Origin of the sequence: Pseudoalteromonas sp. SWXJZ10B, from assembly GCF_015864475.1 — a bacterium.
GTDB lineage: Bacteria > Pseudomonadota > Gammaproteobacteria > Enterobacterales > Alteromonadaceae > Pseudoalteromonas > Pseudoalteromonas arctica.
The window spans coordinates 1-14,855 of the sequence record NZ_JADYXD010000033.1 but is presented as its reverse complement, the minus strand read 5'-3'; the positions used below and the strand labels follow the sequence as shown (position 1 = coordinate 14,855).

The 14,855-nt window shown below is 39.5% G+C and carries 16 protein-coding genes; 5 read left to right on the top strand and 11 right to left on the bottom strand.

Going from position 1 to position 14,855, the window contains the following annotated elements:
• Nucleotides 1-4: 4 nt before the first annotated feature.
• The 5 genes from I6F54_RS19125 to I6F54_RS19105 all read right to left on the bottom strand — a co-directional run bounded on the left by I6F54_RS19125 (nucleotide 5) and on the right by I6F54_RS19105 (nucleotide 4,488).
• A complete protein-coding gene (locus I6F54_RS19125) occupies nucleotides 5-181 on the bottom strand; it encodes a hypothetical protein (protein WP_007583822.1) in 177 nt (58 codons plus the stop codon).
• 13 nt (nucleotides 182-194) lie between these two features.
• A complete protein-coding gene (locus I6F54_RS19120) occupies nucleotides 195-1,166 on the bottom strand; it encodes an aldo/keto reductase (protein WP_165727246.1) in 972 nt (323 codons plus the stop codon).
• A gap of 142 nt (nucleotides 1,167-1,308) precedes the next feature.
• Nucleotides 1,309-2,439 carry a sodium ion-translocating decarboxylase subunit beta gene (locus I6F54_RS19115; RefSeq protein WP_002961942.1) on the bottom strand — a complete coding sequence of 377 codons (1,131 nt, stop codon included), beginning with the start codon at nucleotides 2,437-2,439 and terminating at the stop codon, nucleotides 1,309-1,311.
• A gap of 13 nt (nucleotides 2,440-2,452) precedes the next feature.
• Nucleotides 2,453-4,234 carry a sodium-extruding oxaloacetate decarboxylase subunit alpha gene (gene oadA / locus I6F54_RS19110; RefSeq protein WP_165722092.1) on the bottom strand — a complete coding sequence of 594 codons (1,782 nt, stop codon included), beginning with the start codon at nucleotides 4,232-4,234 and terminating at the stop codon, nucleotides 2,453-2,455.
• An 11-nt stretch (nucleotides 4,235-4,245) separates the two neighbouring features.
• Nucleotides 4,246-4,488 carry an OadG family protein gene (locus tag I6F54_RS19105; protein WP_007583814.1) on the bottom strand — a complete coding sequence of 81 codons (243 nt, stop codon included), beginning with the start codon at nucleotides 4,486-4,488 and terminating at the stop codon, nucleotides 4,246-4,248.
• Between the two features lie 519 nt (nucleotides 4,489-5,007).
• Here I6F54_RS19105 and I6F54_RS19100 point away from each other — a divergent pair.
• The 3 genes from I6F54_RS19100 to I6F54_RS19090 all read left to right on the top strand — a co-directional run bounded on the left by I6F54_RS19100 (nucleotide 5,008) and on the right by I6F54_RS19090 (nucleotide 6,031).
• Nucleotides 5,008-5,181 carry a DUF1328 domain-containing protein gene (locus I6F54_RS19100; protein ID WP_002961939.1) on the top strand — a complete coding sequence of 58 codons (174 nt, stop codon included), beginning with the start codon at nucleotides 5,008-5,010 and terminating at the stop codon, nucleotides 5,179-5,181.
• A gap of 58 nt (nucleotides 5,182-5,239) precedes the next feature.
• On the top strand, nucleotides 5,240-5,431 hold the full coding sequence (locus I6F54_RS19095; protein WP_007378921.1) for a hypothetical protein: 192 nt from the start codon (nucleotides 5,240-5,242) through the stop codon (nucleotides 5,429-5,431).
• A gap of 132 nt (nucleotides 5,432-5,563) precedes the next feature.
• Nucleotides 5,564-6,031, top strand: coding sequence for a YcxB family protein (locus I6F54_RS19090; protein ID WP_165727244.1), 468 nt, complete (start codon nucleotides 5,564-5,566; stop codon nucleotides 6,029-6,031).
• A gap of 50 nt (nucleotides 6,032-6,081) precedes the next feature.
• Here I6F54_RS19090 and csrA read toward each other — a convergent pair whose 3' ends face one another.
• From csrA to I6F54_RS19060, 6 genes are all read right to left on the bottom strand, one after another.
• Complete coding sequence (csrA, locus tag I6F54_RS19085) at nucleotides 6,082-6,273, bottom strand: carbon storage regulator CsrA (RefSeq protein ID WP_004587515.1); 192 nt, start codon at nucleotides 6,271-6,273, stop codon at nucleotides 6,082-6,084.
• A gap of 91 nt (nucleotides 6,274-6,364) precedes the next feature.
• On the bottom strand, nucleotides 6,365-7,582 hold the full coding sequence (locus I6F54_RS19080; protein WP_197142708.1) for an aspartate kinase: 1,218 nt from the start codon (nucleotides 7,580-7,582) through the stop codon (nucleotides 6,365-6,367).
• 6 nt (nucleotides 7,583-7,588) lie between these two features.
• Nucleotides 7,589-10,189, bottom strand: a complete 2,601-nt coding sequence (alaS, locus tag I6F54_RS19075; protein ID WP_197142707.1) for an alanine--tRNA ligase — start codon at nucleotides 10,187-10,189, stop codon at nucleotides 7,589-7,591.
• A gap of 19 nt (nucleotides 10,190-10,208) precedes the next feature.
• The gene (locus I6F54_RS19070; protein WP_121954069.1) at nucleotides 10,209-10,661 is read right to left on the bottom strand and encodes a regulatory protein RecX; all 453 of its coding nucleotides are present in this window, start codon (nucleotides 10,659-10,661) and stop codon (nucleotides 10,209-10,211) included.
• Nucleotides 10,661-11,449 carry a BPSS1780 family membrane protein gene (locus I6F54_RS19065; protein WP_024600767.1) on the bottom strand — a complete coding sequence of 263 codons (789 nt, stop codon included), beginning with the start codon at nucleotides 11,447-11,449 and terminating at the stop codon, nucleotides 10,661-10,663. The genes I6F54_RS19070 and I6F54_RS19065 overlap by 1 nt, the downstream gene beginning before the upstream one ends.
• Before the next feature lie 81 nt (nucleotides 11,450-11,530).
• Nucleotides 11,531-12,154 carry a GTP cyclohydrolase II gene (locus I6F54_RS19060; protein WP_197142706.1) on the bottom strand — a complete coding sequence of 208 codons (624 nt, stop codon included), beginning with the start codon at nucleotides 12,152-12,154 and terminating at the stop codon, nucleotides 11,531-11,533.
• A 251-nt stretch (nucleotides 12,155-12,405) separates the two neighbouring features.
• Between I6F54_RS19060 and I6F54_RS19055 the strand changes: the two genes are divergently transcribed.
• Together I6F54_RS19055 and I6F54_RS19050 are read left to right on the top strand one after the other, a co-directional pair.
• Nucleotides 12,406-13,518: an energy transducer TonB gene (locus I6F54_RS19055; RefSeq protein WP_197142705.1), complete on the top strand. Its 1,113-nt coding sequence runs from the start codon at nucleotides 12,406-12,408 to the stop codon at nucleotides 13,516-13,518.
• Between the two features lie 92 nt (nucleotides 13,519-13,610).
• Nucleotides 13,611-14,726, top strand: coding sequence for an energy transducer TonB (locus tag I6F54_RS19050; RefSeq protein WP_197142704.1), 1,116 nt, complete (start codon nucleotides 13,611-13,613; stop codon nucleotides 14,724-14,726).
• The last annotated feature ends 129 nt before the right edge of the window (nucleotides 14,727-14,855 follow it).

The window sequence follows — 14,855 nt, the reverse complement described above, 5'->3', positions numbered from 1 at the left end:
AACATTAGTACATTAATACATAAATGAGCTGAATAACTAAAGACACCATCACTAATGGCCAAATATATTTGCTGTATTTGGTTGCACCGTTGAGCCCTATTTTACTTTGATATTTTTCAAGCAATGGAATAAGTATCGCTAGCGCGACAAACAAACCAATTAAAATAACGAATATATTCATATCAATGCCCTTCTTATGGTAGCTCATGGCCTTTAGCGCTTACATAAAGTGCATACCAATGCTCACGAGTTAGCTGTACGTTTACAGCATCACAAGAGGCTTTAATACGCTTGGCATTAGTTGTTCCAATAATCGGCTGAATAGATGCGGGATGGCGCAGTAACCATGCAATGACTATAGCCTCAGCAGACGTATCATAAAGTGCAGCCAGCTTATTAACTAAAAGACTGGTGTTTATATCAGCCTGCGATGCGTTTGATAAATCACTGCCGCTGTATAATCCTTGGCATAAACTGCCCCAGCTTTGAATTTGAATTTCAAAATGGCGACAGTACTCAATACTACCGGGCGTAAAATTAAGATCCTTACCGTCACTGTTACCGGCATATACACCTTCATCAACAAACTGATGTTTTTGTAAACTAGCCTCAATTTGATTAGCCACAATCGGCATATCAAGTGCATGCTGTAAAAAATTCATTTGATGTTGCTGCATATTCGATACTGCAAAATTGCGCACTTTACCGCTTTCTTTTAAGCAACTAAATATGCGAGCAATTTCGTTAGCTTCCATGAGTGGATCAGGACGATGTAGCATAAGTACGTCTAAATAGTCTGTATTTAATCGCTTCAAGGATGCTTCAACTGATTGCTCAATCCACTTTGATGAAAAATCATAGCGCTTTGGCCCTAAGTCATCTTCAAAACGAATCCCACACTTAGATTGAATATACATGTGCTCTCTAAGCTCTGGTCGCTCGCTTAATGCTTTACCAAAAACCTGCTCCGCTTTACCAAAAGTATAAATATCAGCATGGTCAAAAAAGTTAATGCCACCTTCAATAGCGTTATCTATGCATTCATGAGTTTGCTTAACATGTGCATCAGTGATTGCGTCTTTATTCCAACCGCCTCCCAGACCCATGCATCCGAATACAAGTTTACTAACATGAGGTAAGTGCTTTGCTAAAGGTGTGTGAAGCATGATAACTATCCTTAAAATTTTGAAGAGCTGTTACTGTAAACAAAAAGCGCTGAACAAGAAACCATTTAGCGGTGAACAAATTAAGAACAAAAAAAAGCGCAGTAAACTGCGCTAAATCATTTATTAACTACCACGTTAATTATTAGCCAACAAGTGCTAATAAAATACCCGCAGCAACTGCACTACCAAGTACACCCGCTACGTTGGGTCCCATAGCATGCATAAGTAAAAAGTTATGTGGGTTGCTTTCAAGGCCAACTTTATTAACTACTCGTGCCGCCATTGGCACAGCCGATACACCTGCTGCCCCAATTAATGGGTTTATAGGTGTTTTAGATATGCGGTTAAGTCCTTTTGCCATAAATACGCCAGATGCAGTACCAATTGCAAAAGCCAGTGCGCCAAGCACTAAAATACCAATCGTCTCAACAGTTAAAAACTTATCTGCAGCAAGCTTTGAACCTACAGCTAAACCTAAAAATATAGTTGTAACATTGATGATTTCGTTTTGAGCACTGTTACTTAATCTATCAACAACACCCGACTCTCGCATTAAGTTACCTAAACAAAACATACCTACAAGCGGTATAGCAGCCGGTAAAAACATAGCCGTTAAGCTAAGCACCATAAGAGGGAAAATAATCTTTTCCTTTTTAGATACTTTGCGAAGCTCTGGCATCTTAATTTTACGTTCTTCTGGGGTTGTTAACGCACGCATAATTGGCGGTTGAATAATTGGTACAAGAGCCATGTATGAATATGCGGCTACCGCTATTGCACCAAGTAAATCAGGTGCCAGTTTTGATGCTAAAAATATTGCTGTTGGCCCATCGGCACCACCAATAATGGCAATAGCTGATGCATCCTGTAGGGTAAACTCAAAACCTGGTACATAATTTAATAATATTGCGCCAAACAAAGTAGCAAAAATACCAAACTGTGCAGCCGCACCTAATAACAACATACGTGGGTTTGCAATAAGCGCGCTAAAGTCGGTCAGCGCCCCTACTCCCATAAATATTAATAACGGAAAAATCCCCGTATCAATACCCACGTAATAAACGTAATACAAAAGCCCACCTGGGTCTGACAAACCTGCCACTGGTACATTTGTTAAAATTGCACCAAAACCAATAGGTAGTAATAATAGTGGTTCAAAGCCTTTAGCTATCGCTAAAAACAGTAATAAACACCCTACCGCAATCATAATTAATGATGGGATTGTAAAGTTAGCAATGCCTGTCGCATTCCAGAGGTTTAAAATACCTTCCATCCTCTATTTACTCCTAAGCTAATGCAATCATAGCGTCGCCGGTAGTTACAGCATCGCCTTCACCAACCAACACTTCGGCAATAGTTCCGGTATGCATTGCGCGTATTTCAGTTTCCATTTTCATGGCTTCCATAATAATCACTACATCACCTTCATTAACAACTTGCCCAGCTTTTACTTTAATTTTAAAAATATTACCTGCTAACGGTGCATTAAGTGTTTCACCTGATGCAACTGAAGCAGACTGAGGAATGTGCTCAGAGTCTTTTAATGTTACTTCTTTTAGCTCACCACCTTGCGCCACTACTACGTCGTAAACTTTACCATCTACTTTTACGCTGTATTGCTCAGCTTTAACGCTGTTATTATTTGATCCTGATTTTGGTGCTGCCTTATTGCTCTTATCTTCAACGGTAGGAATAGGCTCAAATGCATCAGGGTTATTACGATTTTTAATAAATTTCAAACCAACCTGCGGAAATAATGCATAAGTTAGTACGTCATCAATTTGCTCATCAGCAAGTGTTAAACCTTGCTCTTGTGCTTCTTTTAATAATTCAGCTTCAAGCGTTGCAAGCTCTGGTGCAATGTTATCTGCAGGGCGACAAGTAATAACCTCTGCTCCATCAAGCACACGCTCTTGTAGCTCTTTATTCATTGGTGCTGGTGTTAAGCCATATTCACCTTTTAATACGCCAGCAGTTTCTTTAGTAATTGTTTTATAACGCTCACCGGTTAGCACGTTAAGTACTGCTTGAGTGCCTACAATTTGCGACGTGGGTGTTACTAAAGGTAAAAAACCAAGATCTTCACGTACCCGTGGGATCTCAAGCAAAACTTCATTAAGCTTATCTGCCGCGCCTTGCTCTTTAAGTTGGTTTTCCATGTTTGTAAGCATGCCACCAGGTACTTGAGCTAGTAAAATACGACCATCAACCCCTTTTAAGCTACCTTCAAATGCCGCATATTTTTTACGTACATCTCTAAAGTAAGCAGCAATTTCTTCTAGATGATTTAAATCAAGGTCAGTATCGCGCTCAGTTCCTTCAACTATCGATACAATAGTTTCAGTTGCTGTGTGTCCGTAAGTCATACTCATAGATGAAATAGCGGTATCAAGCATATCAATGCCTGCATCAATCGCTTTTTGATAAGTCGCAGTACTTAAACCAGTTGTAGCGTGGCACTGCATAGCAATAGGAACCGACACGGTTTCCTTAAGTGCTTTAATTAGTTTTTCAGCATCGTACGGCTTTAATAAACCCGCCATATCTTTAATACAAATTGAGTGACAGCCTAAATCTTCTAATTGCTTAGCAAGAGTCAGCCACATATCAAGCGTATGAACAGGACTTACCGTGTACGAAATAGTACCTTGAGCATGTGCGCCTACTTTTATAGCCGCTTTAATCGCTGTTTCTAGGTTACGTACATCGTTCATTGCATCGAAAATACGAAATACGTCAACGCCATTTTTATGTGCGCGTTCTACAAACTTTTCAACTACATCATCAGCGTAATGGCGGTAGCCTAATAGGTTTTGACCGCGTAATAGCATTTGCTGTTTAGTATTAGGCATCGCTTTTTTAAGCGCGCGAATACGCTCCCAAGGATCTTCGCCTAAATAACGAATACACGAATCAAATGTAGCACCGCCCCACGATTCAATAGACCAATAACCTGCATCATCTAGCTTGCTAGCAATAGGTAGCATATCGTCTAGGCGCATACGTGTTGCGAGCAATGATTGGTGCGCATCGCGTAATACCAATTCTGTTAATTTTAATTTAGCCATGTGTGTGCCCCTTATTTATTATTTGATTTGTACTGAGCAATGGCAGCACTAATAGCAGCGATGTGCTCATTAGGCACACCTTGAGATTTAAAAGACGGTGATTTAGCTGGTGATGCCTCTGGTTCGCTATAGCGCGTCACCAAATTAGACATAAGCGTTACTGCACCAATTAATATCGACAGAAATACAAACACCCCAACCATACCAGTTAGCATTAAGCTACCAGCCGTTGTGAGTAGAGCACCTATATCCATTTTTCTCCCCCTTGAAACCCATATCGAAAATAAAAAATCGATTTAATTAAATATTTATTCACTGGATAATAACAAAACTAGTCGCTTTGTCTACATCTTGTAAATTGGTAAAACCAATTAAACTATAAACAACATAACACTCAACAAATTTACATGCCATAACCCAGCAATCATGGGCCCTACAATACATACAGAAAATAACGACTATAGCTAATAGTTATATGGAAGTTGTTAATTAACTATTCAACTTAATAAAAATAACCGCCAAATTTTATAATAAGTACAAAAACACACACCAATTGTTAATTGGTCTTACCAAAAAGATTATTTTTAGTGAATATTTACCGGTAACTTGTAACAGTGTGAATAACTTACATAACAAAGCGTAAAAATTACTAACTAACTAATAACTAAAAACACAGTTAAAAACCATAACCATTTGATATAAAACAAAAATAAACTTTGGCATATAACTGGCATTAGTTATTGTGAGCAAATTTGATAACCAAGGAGAAAACAATGTTACGCTGGACAATTACATTTTTAGTTATTGCTTTAATCGCTGCAGTGTTAGGTTTTGGTGGCATCGCAGGTGCCGCAGCTGGTATAGCAAAAATTATATTTTTTATATTTTTAGTACTTTTAGTGATCTCATTAGTTTCAGGTGCACTACGTGGTAAATCACCCAGGTAGATAAAGCATTCAACTAACAAACACTAAAATTTAATTAACACTTACAAGGAATTACATTATGAATTCAACAACTGTAAAAGCAGCACTAATCGGTCTATTCGCAAGTTTCTTTATCATGGGTTGTGAAGACAATCATGCAGAAGACGCAGGCGAACGTATTGACGAAGCAGTAACTGACGTGCAAAACAAAGTAGAAGATGCATGTGAAAATGTTAAAGAAGGCGTAAACGCTGAAGAAACTAACTGTTAATTCTTCTTGTATCGCTAAAAAACGGCCTTAGGGCCGTTTTTTTGTGTCTGTAATAAAATCACTGACTATAAAGCTGCTCATTTAGCGGTTAGCTTGTTAAAATAAAAAAAACGATATTTAAAGCAAGGCAATATGGCATTTACAACAACCTACACACTAGATAAACCTTACTTTTACGAGTGCTTTGACGAGTCACTCCCCTACAGTAAGCGCGCCAAACCTAAGTACTTTTTACTTGTACTCCTCGTTGCGCTTGGTTTATTTGGCATTTATGTTTTAAACGATCATTACTTAGGATCGTTTATGATCATGCTAGGTGTACTAGAGTGCGTCGCTTTTTACTATCGCAGACCTTGGTGGGTAACCAGACAAATGCTCAGCAGAGCGTCAGGCTCTGAGGTAACACTTACCTTTGATGAAGAAGGCATTAAGTCGGCTAATCATTACAAAAGTTTTGAGCTAACTTGGCAAAACATAAGCGAAGTAATAGATACTCAGCAAGGTATTATTATTAAAAATAAAAGCGGAATGCAGTACATTTCAAAACAAATACTAACCCCTGAAATACTCGCTTTTATAAACAAAAAAGCCACTCAGTGAGTGGCTTTTAGTCTAGTTGAGCTAATTACTCAACTACGTATACGTGTTGATTAAGCATTGCCCGGATTAGGGTTCGACTTTTCAGCTTGTATGCGCATGTAAATCTCTTCACGATGCACTGATACGTCTTTTGGTGCATTAACACCGATTCGAACTTGATTTCCTTTAACACCTAGAACAGTAACTGTTACTTCGTCACCAATCATTAGGGTTTCACCTACTCTACGAGTTAGTATTAGCATTCTCTTGCTCCCATGTTCCAATAAAAATTATAAGATTCCGCTTAAACATACTAATGAAAATTAGACTGAAAAGTAAGTAAAAACTCTCAATCTATCCATTTTCTGTTAAAAATGCTTTGTGTAATGCACGAACTGCCAACTCTAGGTACTTTTCATCTATTAAAACTGAAATTTTAATCTCAGAAGTCGAGACTAAAACTACATTAATATTTTCCTGCGCTAATGCATCAAAAAATAAACTTGCTACACCAGAATGCGATTTCATACCCATTCCAACAGCAGAAACTTTAGCTACTGTTGGTAATCCGCTTATATTTTGAGCACTGAGTTGAGCTTGATCTTCGCTCAATAATTCAAGTGCTTGCAGATAATCATTCGAGTGCACAGTAAAAGCATAGTCTATTTTTTCAAAGATATGATTAACTTGATTAATCATATCTATTTCGATGCCATTATCAGCAAAAAGTTTCAATATTTTTGAAAGATATTGCGTACCGCTTGGCACACCATCTACTTTAATTAAACATTCGTCACGATTAAACGCAATCCCCGATACCACCTTGCTTGGCATATCGTTCTCCTCAAAACTTATTAATGTGCCTTCATCAGGATTAAAACTAGAAAGCACCCTAAGTGGCACATTGTGTCTACCTGCAGCTTCTACCGAGCGAATATGCAAAACTTTTGCGCCTAAACTTGCCAGTTCTAGCATTTCGGCAAAAGTAACTTGGCTCATTCTGCGCGCGTTAGGTTCAACACGAGGATCTGTAGTATATACGCCATCAACGTCTGTATAGATCTGGCATTCGTCGGCTTTTATAGCCGCTGCTATTTCTACAGCCGATGTATCGGTGCCGCCGCGTCCAAGCGTTGTAATATTGCCCTCAACGTCACGCCCCTGAAAGCCAGCAATAATAGCAATGCGGTTATGCTCAAGCTCATGCTTTAAACGTGTAGCGGCAACGTCTTCAATACGGGCTTTACCAAACATATTGTCGGTTAGAATATTGACTTGATCGGCTAATAAGCTTACAGCTGAATGACCACGTTTGATAATAGCCATAGCAAGCAGTGATACAGAAACCTGCTCTCCGGTGCTAATAAGTACATCTAGTTCACGGCTACTCGGGCGAGTATCAATTTGTTTGGCGAGGTTAATTAAGCGGTTGGTTTCTCCCGATATAGCAGAGAGAACCACAACCACTTGATGTCCTTGTTGTCTGGTTTTAACAACAAGGTCGGCGACCGCTTCAATTCGCTCTATTGAGCCGACCGAAGTGCCACCGAATTTTTGAACAATAAGCGCCACTTAGGCTTAAGTACGCTCAGTTAACCAAGCTGTAACGCTATCTAGTGCAGCAGCAAGATTTTGTGGCTCACTACCACCAGCTTGTGCCATATCTGGACGACCGCCACCTTTACCACCTACTTGACCTGCCATATGGTTAACTAACTCACCGGCTTTTACTTTACCTGTTAAGTCTTTAGTTACACCGGCAATTAGGCTTACTTTGTCGCCACTGGCAACACCCAGTGCAATAACACCTGAGCCAATCTTGTTTTTAAGGTCATCAACCATACCGCGAAGCGCTTTAGATTCAGTACCTTCAACGTTTGCTACAAGTAGCTTAACGCCATTAATTTCAACAATCGAATCAAGTAAAGACGCGCCCGCTGCACTTGCTAGCTTATCGCTAAGCTGTGCAATTTGCTTTTCAAGGCCTTTAGATTTTTCAAGCAACGCAGTTACTTTTTCAAGTACCGATGCGCTATCGCCTTTAACTAAAGCTGCAACATCGCTAAGTTGTTGCTCTTGCTCGCTAACGTACGCTACAGCATCTGCACCAGTTACGGCCTCAATACGGCGAACACCTGCGGCAATACCGCTTTCAGATACAATTTTGAATAAACCAATATCGCCAGCGCGCTCAACGTGAGTACCACCACAAAGCTCAATAGAGTAGTCGCCAATAGTAACTACACGTACTTCGTCATCGTACTTTTCGCCAAACAATGCCATAGCACCTTTCGCTTTAGCATCATCAATAGCCATAAGCTCAGTATTAAGTGCAAAGTTACGACGAATTTCGTCATTAACTACACGCTCAATTTCACGTAGCTCATCTTTAGTAACCGCTTCAAAATGCGAAAAGTCAAAACGTAAACGATCAGGCTGAACAAGCGAGCCTTTTTGGCCTACATGGTCACCTAATAATTGGCGTAATGCTTCGTGTAAAATATGCGTAGCTGTGTGGTTTTTCTTAATGCTGTCGCGGCGCGTATCATCAATAGTTGCGTCAACTTTGTCATTAACACCAATACGGCCTTGTACAGTACCGTGGTGAGCAAAAGCATTACCAAGCTTAGTGGTATTAGTAACATTAAATTCGCCACCAGCAACTGTAATAGTACCCGTGTCACCCGTTTGACCGCCTGATTCAGCGTAAAACGGTGTGCGGTCTAGTACTACAATACCTTGTTGACCATCTTCTAATAACTGAACAGCTTCGCCACCGGCAAAAATTTCAATAACGGTCGCGCTGTAATGTGTACTGTCGTAACCTTTAAAATCAGTGTGTTTATCTGATTTTAATTGGTCATTGTAATCTGCACCAAATTTACCTGCTTGCTGCGCTGTTTTACGTTGTACAGCCATACACTCTTCAAAGCCTCGATGATCAATTGTCATCTGGCGCTCACGCGCAACATCGGCTGTTAAATCAGCAGGGAAACCATACGTATCGTAAAGTTTAAATACTAAGTCGCCCGGTATAATATCGCCTTTAAGGTCGCTTAAGCTTTCTTCTAAAATAGCTAAGCCACGCTCAAGTGTTTTACCAAACTGTTCTTCTTCAATGCGTAATACTTTTTCAATAATTTCTTGTTGCTTAGCAAGCTCAGGGTACGCTTGACCCATTTGCTCAATTAGCGCAGCAACTAATTTATAGAAAAACGAACCTTGTGCACCTAACTTATTACCGTGGCGCACAGCACGACGAATAATACGGCGTAGTACATAACCACGGCCTTCGTTAGATGGCATAACACCGTCTGAGATTAAAAACGCACACGAACGAATATGATCCGCTACTACACGTAGTGATTTATCGTCCATGTCTTGTGCATTAGTAACACTTGCAGCAGCGGCAATTAAGCCTTGGAATAAATCGATTTCGTAGTTTGAATGCACGCCCTGCAAAATAGCAGAAATACGCTCAAGGCCCATTCCCGTATCAACAGATTGCTTAGGTAGAGGCAACATTGTACCGTCGCTTTGACGGTTGTATTGCATAAATACAAGGTTCCAAATTTCGATGAAACGGTCGCCATCTTCCTCTGGAGAGCCCGGAGGTCCGCCCCAAATGTGTTCGCCATGATCATAAAATATTTCAGAACACGGACCACACGGACCGGTATCCCCCATAGACCAAAAGTTGTCTGAGGTAGCAATACGAATAATACGATCCTCAGATAAGCCAATGTCTTTTGACCAGTATTCAAACGCTTCTTCGTCATCGTGGTAAATAGTTACTAAAAGCTTTTCTTTTGGTAGTTTTACTTCTTCAGTTAAAAACTCCCATGCAAACTTAATAGCTTCTTGCTTAAAGTAATCACCAAAGCTGAAGTTACCTAACATTTCAAAAAATGTATGGTGGCGAGCAGTGTAGCCCACATTTTCTAAATCGTTATGCTTACCGCCAGCACGTACACAGCGCTGCGAGCTAGTCGCACGTGTATAAGGGCGGCTTTCTGCGCCTAAAAATACATCTTTAAATTGCACCATGCCGGCATTGTTAAATAACAACGTGGCATCGTTACCCGGAATAAGCGAGCTTGAAGGTACAACTTGGTGTTGTTTGCTGGCAAAAAAGTCTAAAAACTGTTGCCTAATTTGTGCGGTAGTCATGTGCTGCATTTGAAAGTCTCACCTGTATTTACTGTGCTTGCATTGCAAAATTAATTTCATCGTAGCTAAAACCCCGATACATTAAGTAGCGCACGCGCTTAGCTTTGTCTTTGTAATCGAGATCTGGCGGTGTATTCGAATATTTTTTATTGTACGCATCCTGCGCAAGCTCAAACCAATCTACTTCAAGCTCCTCTACTACCAATTCAAGTAGCGAACGATCAATCCCTTTGCCCATAGCTTCGCTTTGTATTCGCTTAAGCCCGTGGCATTTAAATATGTGTTTTCTTACAAAGCCTTCACAGTATCGCTGCTCGTTAATAAAATTATGCTTTTCGCACCAATCAAGCAGCGTTTCAATAAACTCTTCTGTAGCTTCTTTTTGCTGTAGCTTAAGCGTTAACTCACGACGCGAATATTCTTGGCGCCCTAGTAACCAAAGTACATAGTTTTTTAGTTTTTGCTTTAATTTATCATCCATTAAGCGTCAAAACGCCCGCTTGTTTCACTGCTAAGTGGCTTAACATTAATGTCGTCACTTGGTGGTACAACAGGCATAAAAATGGCTTGATAAGATACAAAAAAGCTAATGTAGCAAATTGGCATTAAAATCAACAGTGGTAAGAACGATAAGAACATCGAAAGCGCCATAAATAATGCGCAAATAAGGCCAAAAACGCCAAGTGGCAAAATGTTATGATAAAACACCATTAACGATTTTTTAAGTGCCGTTAAAATACGTGTTTCTTTACTAAAATAAACAAGCGGTACAGCGTAAGCAAACGCTGTTAAGTAAATTAGCATTGCCATAAAAAACAAAATGACATTCGCGCCCGAAATACTATCAAGCATTTGCTCAAGTGCTACATTTGGATCAAGTCCTGGTTGGCTCATAACAGCCACTGCATCGGCAAATAAGCCATTAGCGAGTAGCGCCATTAAAATGCCCGCACCCATTTGGTAAAGTGCTAAACGTAGTAACCCTAAACGATTTCCCTTAGCCGTAAATGGCTTGAGAATATCGGCTAGCATAATTTTTCCGCCCTGCTGCTTACTAAGCACCGCTTGGTAAAAGCCTGCGGTTAAAAATGGCGTAGCTAGCGCTGCCACAACTTGCAGTAAAGGTAAAAATAAAGACAGCAGCCCTACAATGCCAATAAATAAATGCATAAAAATAAAGGTTGCTGGCTGGGTTTTAAAAATAAGCCATCCGGCTTTTAACCACTTTAGCCCTGCATCGGCTTTAAAAATTCGTAATTGTGTAGACATACTTGCTCTTAATTTAAAACGAAACACGCCAAGTATAACTTGGCGTGAGGGGGTATTAATAGACGAAACGTAATTAAATGATTAAGGTTTTTTAATTTTCTTAATATCTAACATATGCGCGCCATGCTTAATTTTTGTTTCTAGGTACGATTTATTACCCGCAACACCCGCTTTAATGTGCGCATGCGTGCCCACAACCGAGTCAACATTAATACCGGCATCTTTTAATGCGTTGAGCTTTTTAGGATTATTGGTCATTAATTTAACGTGGCTTAAATTAAGCGCATTAAGCATTAACACAGCATCCGAAAAGTCACGTAAATCATCAGCAAAGCCTAAATGATTATTAGCTTCGTAGGTGTTCATACCTTGCGATTGCAATACGTAAGCATCAATTTTGTTGTATAAACCAATGCCACGACCTTCTTGGCGTAAATACAATAAAATACCGCCTTGCTCGTGCATCATTTCAATACATTCATTTAGCTGCTCGCCGCAATCACAACGCGATGAGTAAAATACATCACCTGTTAAACACTCAGAATGCATACGAATAAGCGGTACATTTTGCTCTGTATCAGCGTTGTTAAACACCATAGCAATATGTTCTTTGCCATCTTTTAAATCAGTAAATGAGATTATTTCTGCAGGGATATCACTATTTCTGCCAACATTAAGCTGGACTCTTGCTCTTACTTGCGCCACGACAAATCCAAATATTTAAATAACTACGACACGACAATAAAGTGATAATATCACAAAATAGGATAAATACACCGTAGTACAAGACTGTTTATGGCAATTATATGGCGACGACAGGCGTTATTTTCAATGATTGTTAAGCAATTAATAACCCGAATATTACAACTTCGCTTGTTTACTTTAATTTACCTAAAATAATGACAGACCTTGATAGTTTTGGTAATTTTATGGGCTAATAAATAATAGGGATTATTATGAAGCACCAACAGCTCGCCATATCAATAGGATTAAGCTTATTAGCCTTTGCTAACTACACTTTCGCAAACCAAGTAAATAGCATTCAAGTTGTATCTGCAAACGCCGAAGAAACTGACTCAGCATTCGTTGCAGCCAAAGAACAAGCTGAAAAAGAAGCACAACTTGCTTATCAAAAAGGGCTCGCTCTATATGGAGAAAATAGCAATGAAACGGCAAAGCTTGCTATTAACTACGCTAAAGCCATCAACAGTTATGTTGCAAAGAACCTTGTGGCTATAGGGTATGGTAATGAAGAGAAACGGTTTGATTTGTATTCACAGGCCCACCGTATTTTAGTTAAAAACTATGGCGAAAACTCAATAGAGACTATGGATACGCTACTAGCCAAAGCCACTCATACGAATAAATCAGATACCGCAGTCAAAAACTTTAAGCAACTCATTAAAATCGCTGAATTACAAAATGACCCTGGCCTTGTCGCTAATATGCAATTTGAAGCTGCAGAAACATTACTTTATGGGTTTAGCCATAGCGAATATTCTTTAGCGAAAAAATACGCTCAAGATGCAGATAAATATTACCAAGCCCAGCTACCTGATAATGCAGTAGAGCGTATAAAGTCTGACCTTTTAATGGTTTCATTTGAGAGTGGCCGTAAAGATTACGACAAAGCAACTAAAAGGCTAAAGCGTATAGTTGGCTTATTTGATAAATATAAAAATTTAGATCAAAGCTTTGAGCTTAATGCGCATGTTGGCTTAGTTCAGCTATATGAAAAACAAGATGAAAGCGATAAAGCGACTAAACACGCCTTAGCCTTTGCTAAAAATACGCACTGGAAAAATACCTCAGAGCAAAATCCACTCTACATAACCGAGCCTATATACCCTCGCGGTGAAACTAAAAGTCATGTAATAGTTATATTAGAGATTACTGTTGATACCCATGGCTTTGTGAAAAATCCTAAGGTTATTAGTTCTGAAGGTTCTAAAGCGTTTGAAAAATCAGCGATAGCCGCTGTTAAACAATGGCGTTACGCTCCAAAGTTTAAAAATGGAAAACCTGTAAATGCAACAACTCAAGCTGAACTGTATTTTGAACGCCTTTAAGTAGTTTTACCATTCAGTCAAAAATTATATTAATAAGAAACTGTTGTAATTACGTCAACCTAGTTTCAATTTAAAAGTTAATAGGGATTATTATGAAACGTCAGCAACTCGCTTTATTTATAGGCTTAAGTTTATCTGCTCTAAGCGCAACAACTTTAAGTACTACAGCACTCGCCAGCCAAGCAAGCGATCCTCAAACGGTATTTAGCCAAGCATACCAAAGCTATTTAGCAGCAGTTAAAGCAGACAAAAACGTACAACAAACTGCCAAACTTGCTTACACATCAGGTAAAGCCGTTTACGGTAAAAGCGACGACAATACTGCCAACTTAGCTATTAATTACGCTAAAGCAATAAAAGGCTACGGCGATGAGCTAAACGAACAGCGTTTTGCACTCTATAACGAAGCCCATACTATTTTAGCTGCAAACCACGGTAAACTATCAATAGAAACAATTGATGCACTACTCGGCCAAGCTAACTACACAACATCAGCTTACAAAGCAGCTAACTTTTTAGAACAAGTAATTGAAATAGCTAAAACACAAAATAAGCCTAAGTTTGTAGCCGACATGAAACTAGAAGCGGCAACGCTGCTTGCTAAAAAGTTTAGCTCTAAAAAATATCGCGTAGCTAAAAACTACCTAGAAGAAGCCGACGAATACTACCGTGAAAATATTCCGAGTAGCTCGGTAGAACAAATTAAAGCCAATTTTTTAATAGCCTCATTTGCCGAAGGTAGTAAAAAATATAACCGAGCAATTGAGCGCTTAAATAATATAGTTACTGCATTTGACGATAACTTAAGCTTTGATCACAGTGCTGAGCTAACTGCTCATTCAAAACTTGTGGGTCTGTACGAAAAACAAGGTAAAAGCGAGGAAGCAACTAAACATTGCCTAGCTATCGCTCAAATGGTGCCATGGAAAGAATCACAAGAGCAAACACCTCTCTATCGTGTTAATCCTAAATATCCAGCGCATAAAGCCCGATTTAGTACCGATGGTAGCGTTGTTATGGAGTTTGAGGTAGACACCGCAGGCTTTGTAAAAAACCTAAAAGTGCTTAGTTCTGAAGGTGGCAACGCATTTGAAAAGTCAGCCCAAGCAGCTGTTGAGCAATGGCGTTACGCACCAAAGTTCGAAAATGGTAAACCCGTTAGCGCTATTTCTCAGGTACAACTCGACTTTAAAATTAACCGTCACTAAAAGCGACTCATTAAAAAAGGCGCTTTATGCTGTCTCTTGATCACAAGTCTGGCTCAAGAGATTTTGCTAAATCGTAGCCTTCCAGGATGGCTTGTAACTTAAGCCATCCTTGCCATAACACTTTCACAG

Coding starts and splice junctions, on each gene's coding strand:
- I6F54_RS19125 (WP_007583822.1), bottom strand. CDS start 181: ATGAATATATTCGTTATTTTAATTGGTTTGTTTGTCGCGCTAGCGATA.
- I6F54_RS19120 (WP_165727246.1), bottom strand. CDS start 1,166: ATGCTTCACACACCTTTAGCAAAGCACTTACCTCATGTTAGTAAACTT.
- I6F54_RS19115 (WP_002961942.1), bottom strand. CDS start 2,439: ATGGAAGGTATTTTAAACCTCTGGAATGCGACAGGCATTGCTAACTTT.
- oadA (WP_165722092.1), bottom strand. CDS start 4,234: ATGGCTAAATTAAAATTAACAGAATTGGTATTACGCGATGCGCACCAA.
- I6F54_RS19105 (WP_007583814.1), bottom strand. CDS start 4,488: ATGGATATAGGTGCTCTACTCACAACGGCTGGTAGCTTAATGCTAACT.
- I6F54_RS19100 (WP_002961939.1), top strand. CDS start 5,008: ATGTTACGCTGGACAATTACATTTTTAGTTATTGCTTTAATCGCTGCA.
- I6F54_RS19095 (WP_007378921.1), top strand. CDS start 5,240: ATGAATTCAACAACTGTAAAAGCAGCACTAATCGGTCTATTCGCAAGT.
- I6F54_RS19090 (WP_165727244.1), top strand. CDS start 5,564: ATGGCATTTACAACAACCTACACACTAGATAAACCTTACTTTTACGAG.
- csrA (WP_004587515.1), bottom strand. CDS start 6,273: ATGCTAATACTAACTCGTAGAGTAGGTGAAACCCTAATGATTGGTGAC.
- alaS (WP_197142707.1), bottom strand. CDS start 10,189: ATGCAGCACATGACTACCGCACAAATTAGGCAACAGTTTTTAGACTTT.
- I6F54_RS19070 (WP_121954069.1), bottom strand. CDS start 10,661: ATGGATGATAAATTAAAGCAAAAACTAAAAAACTATGTACTTTGGTTA.
- I6F54_RS19065 (WP_024600767.1), bottom strand. CDS start 11,449: ATGTCTACACAATTACGAATTTTTAAAGCCGATGCAGGGCTAAAGTGG.
- I6F54_RS19055 (WP_197142705.1), top strand. CDS start 12,406: ATGAAGCACCAACAGCTCGCCATATCAATAGGATTAAGCTTATTAGCC.
- I6F54_RS19050 (WP_197142704.1), top strand. CDS start 13,611: ATGAAACGTCAGCAACTCGCTTTATTTATAGGCTTAAGTTTATCTGCT.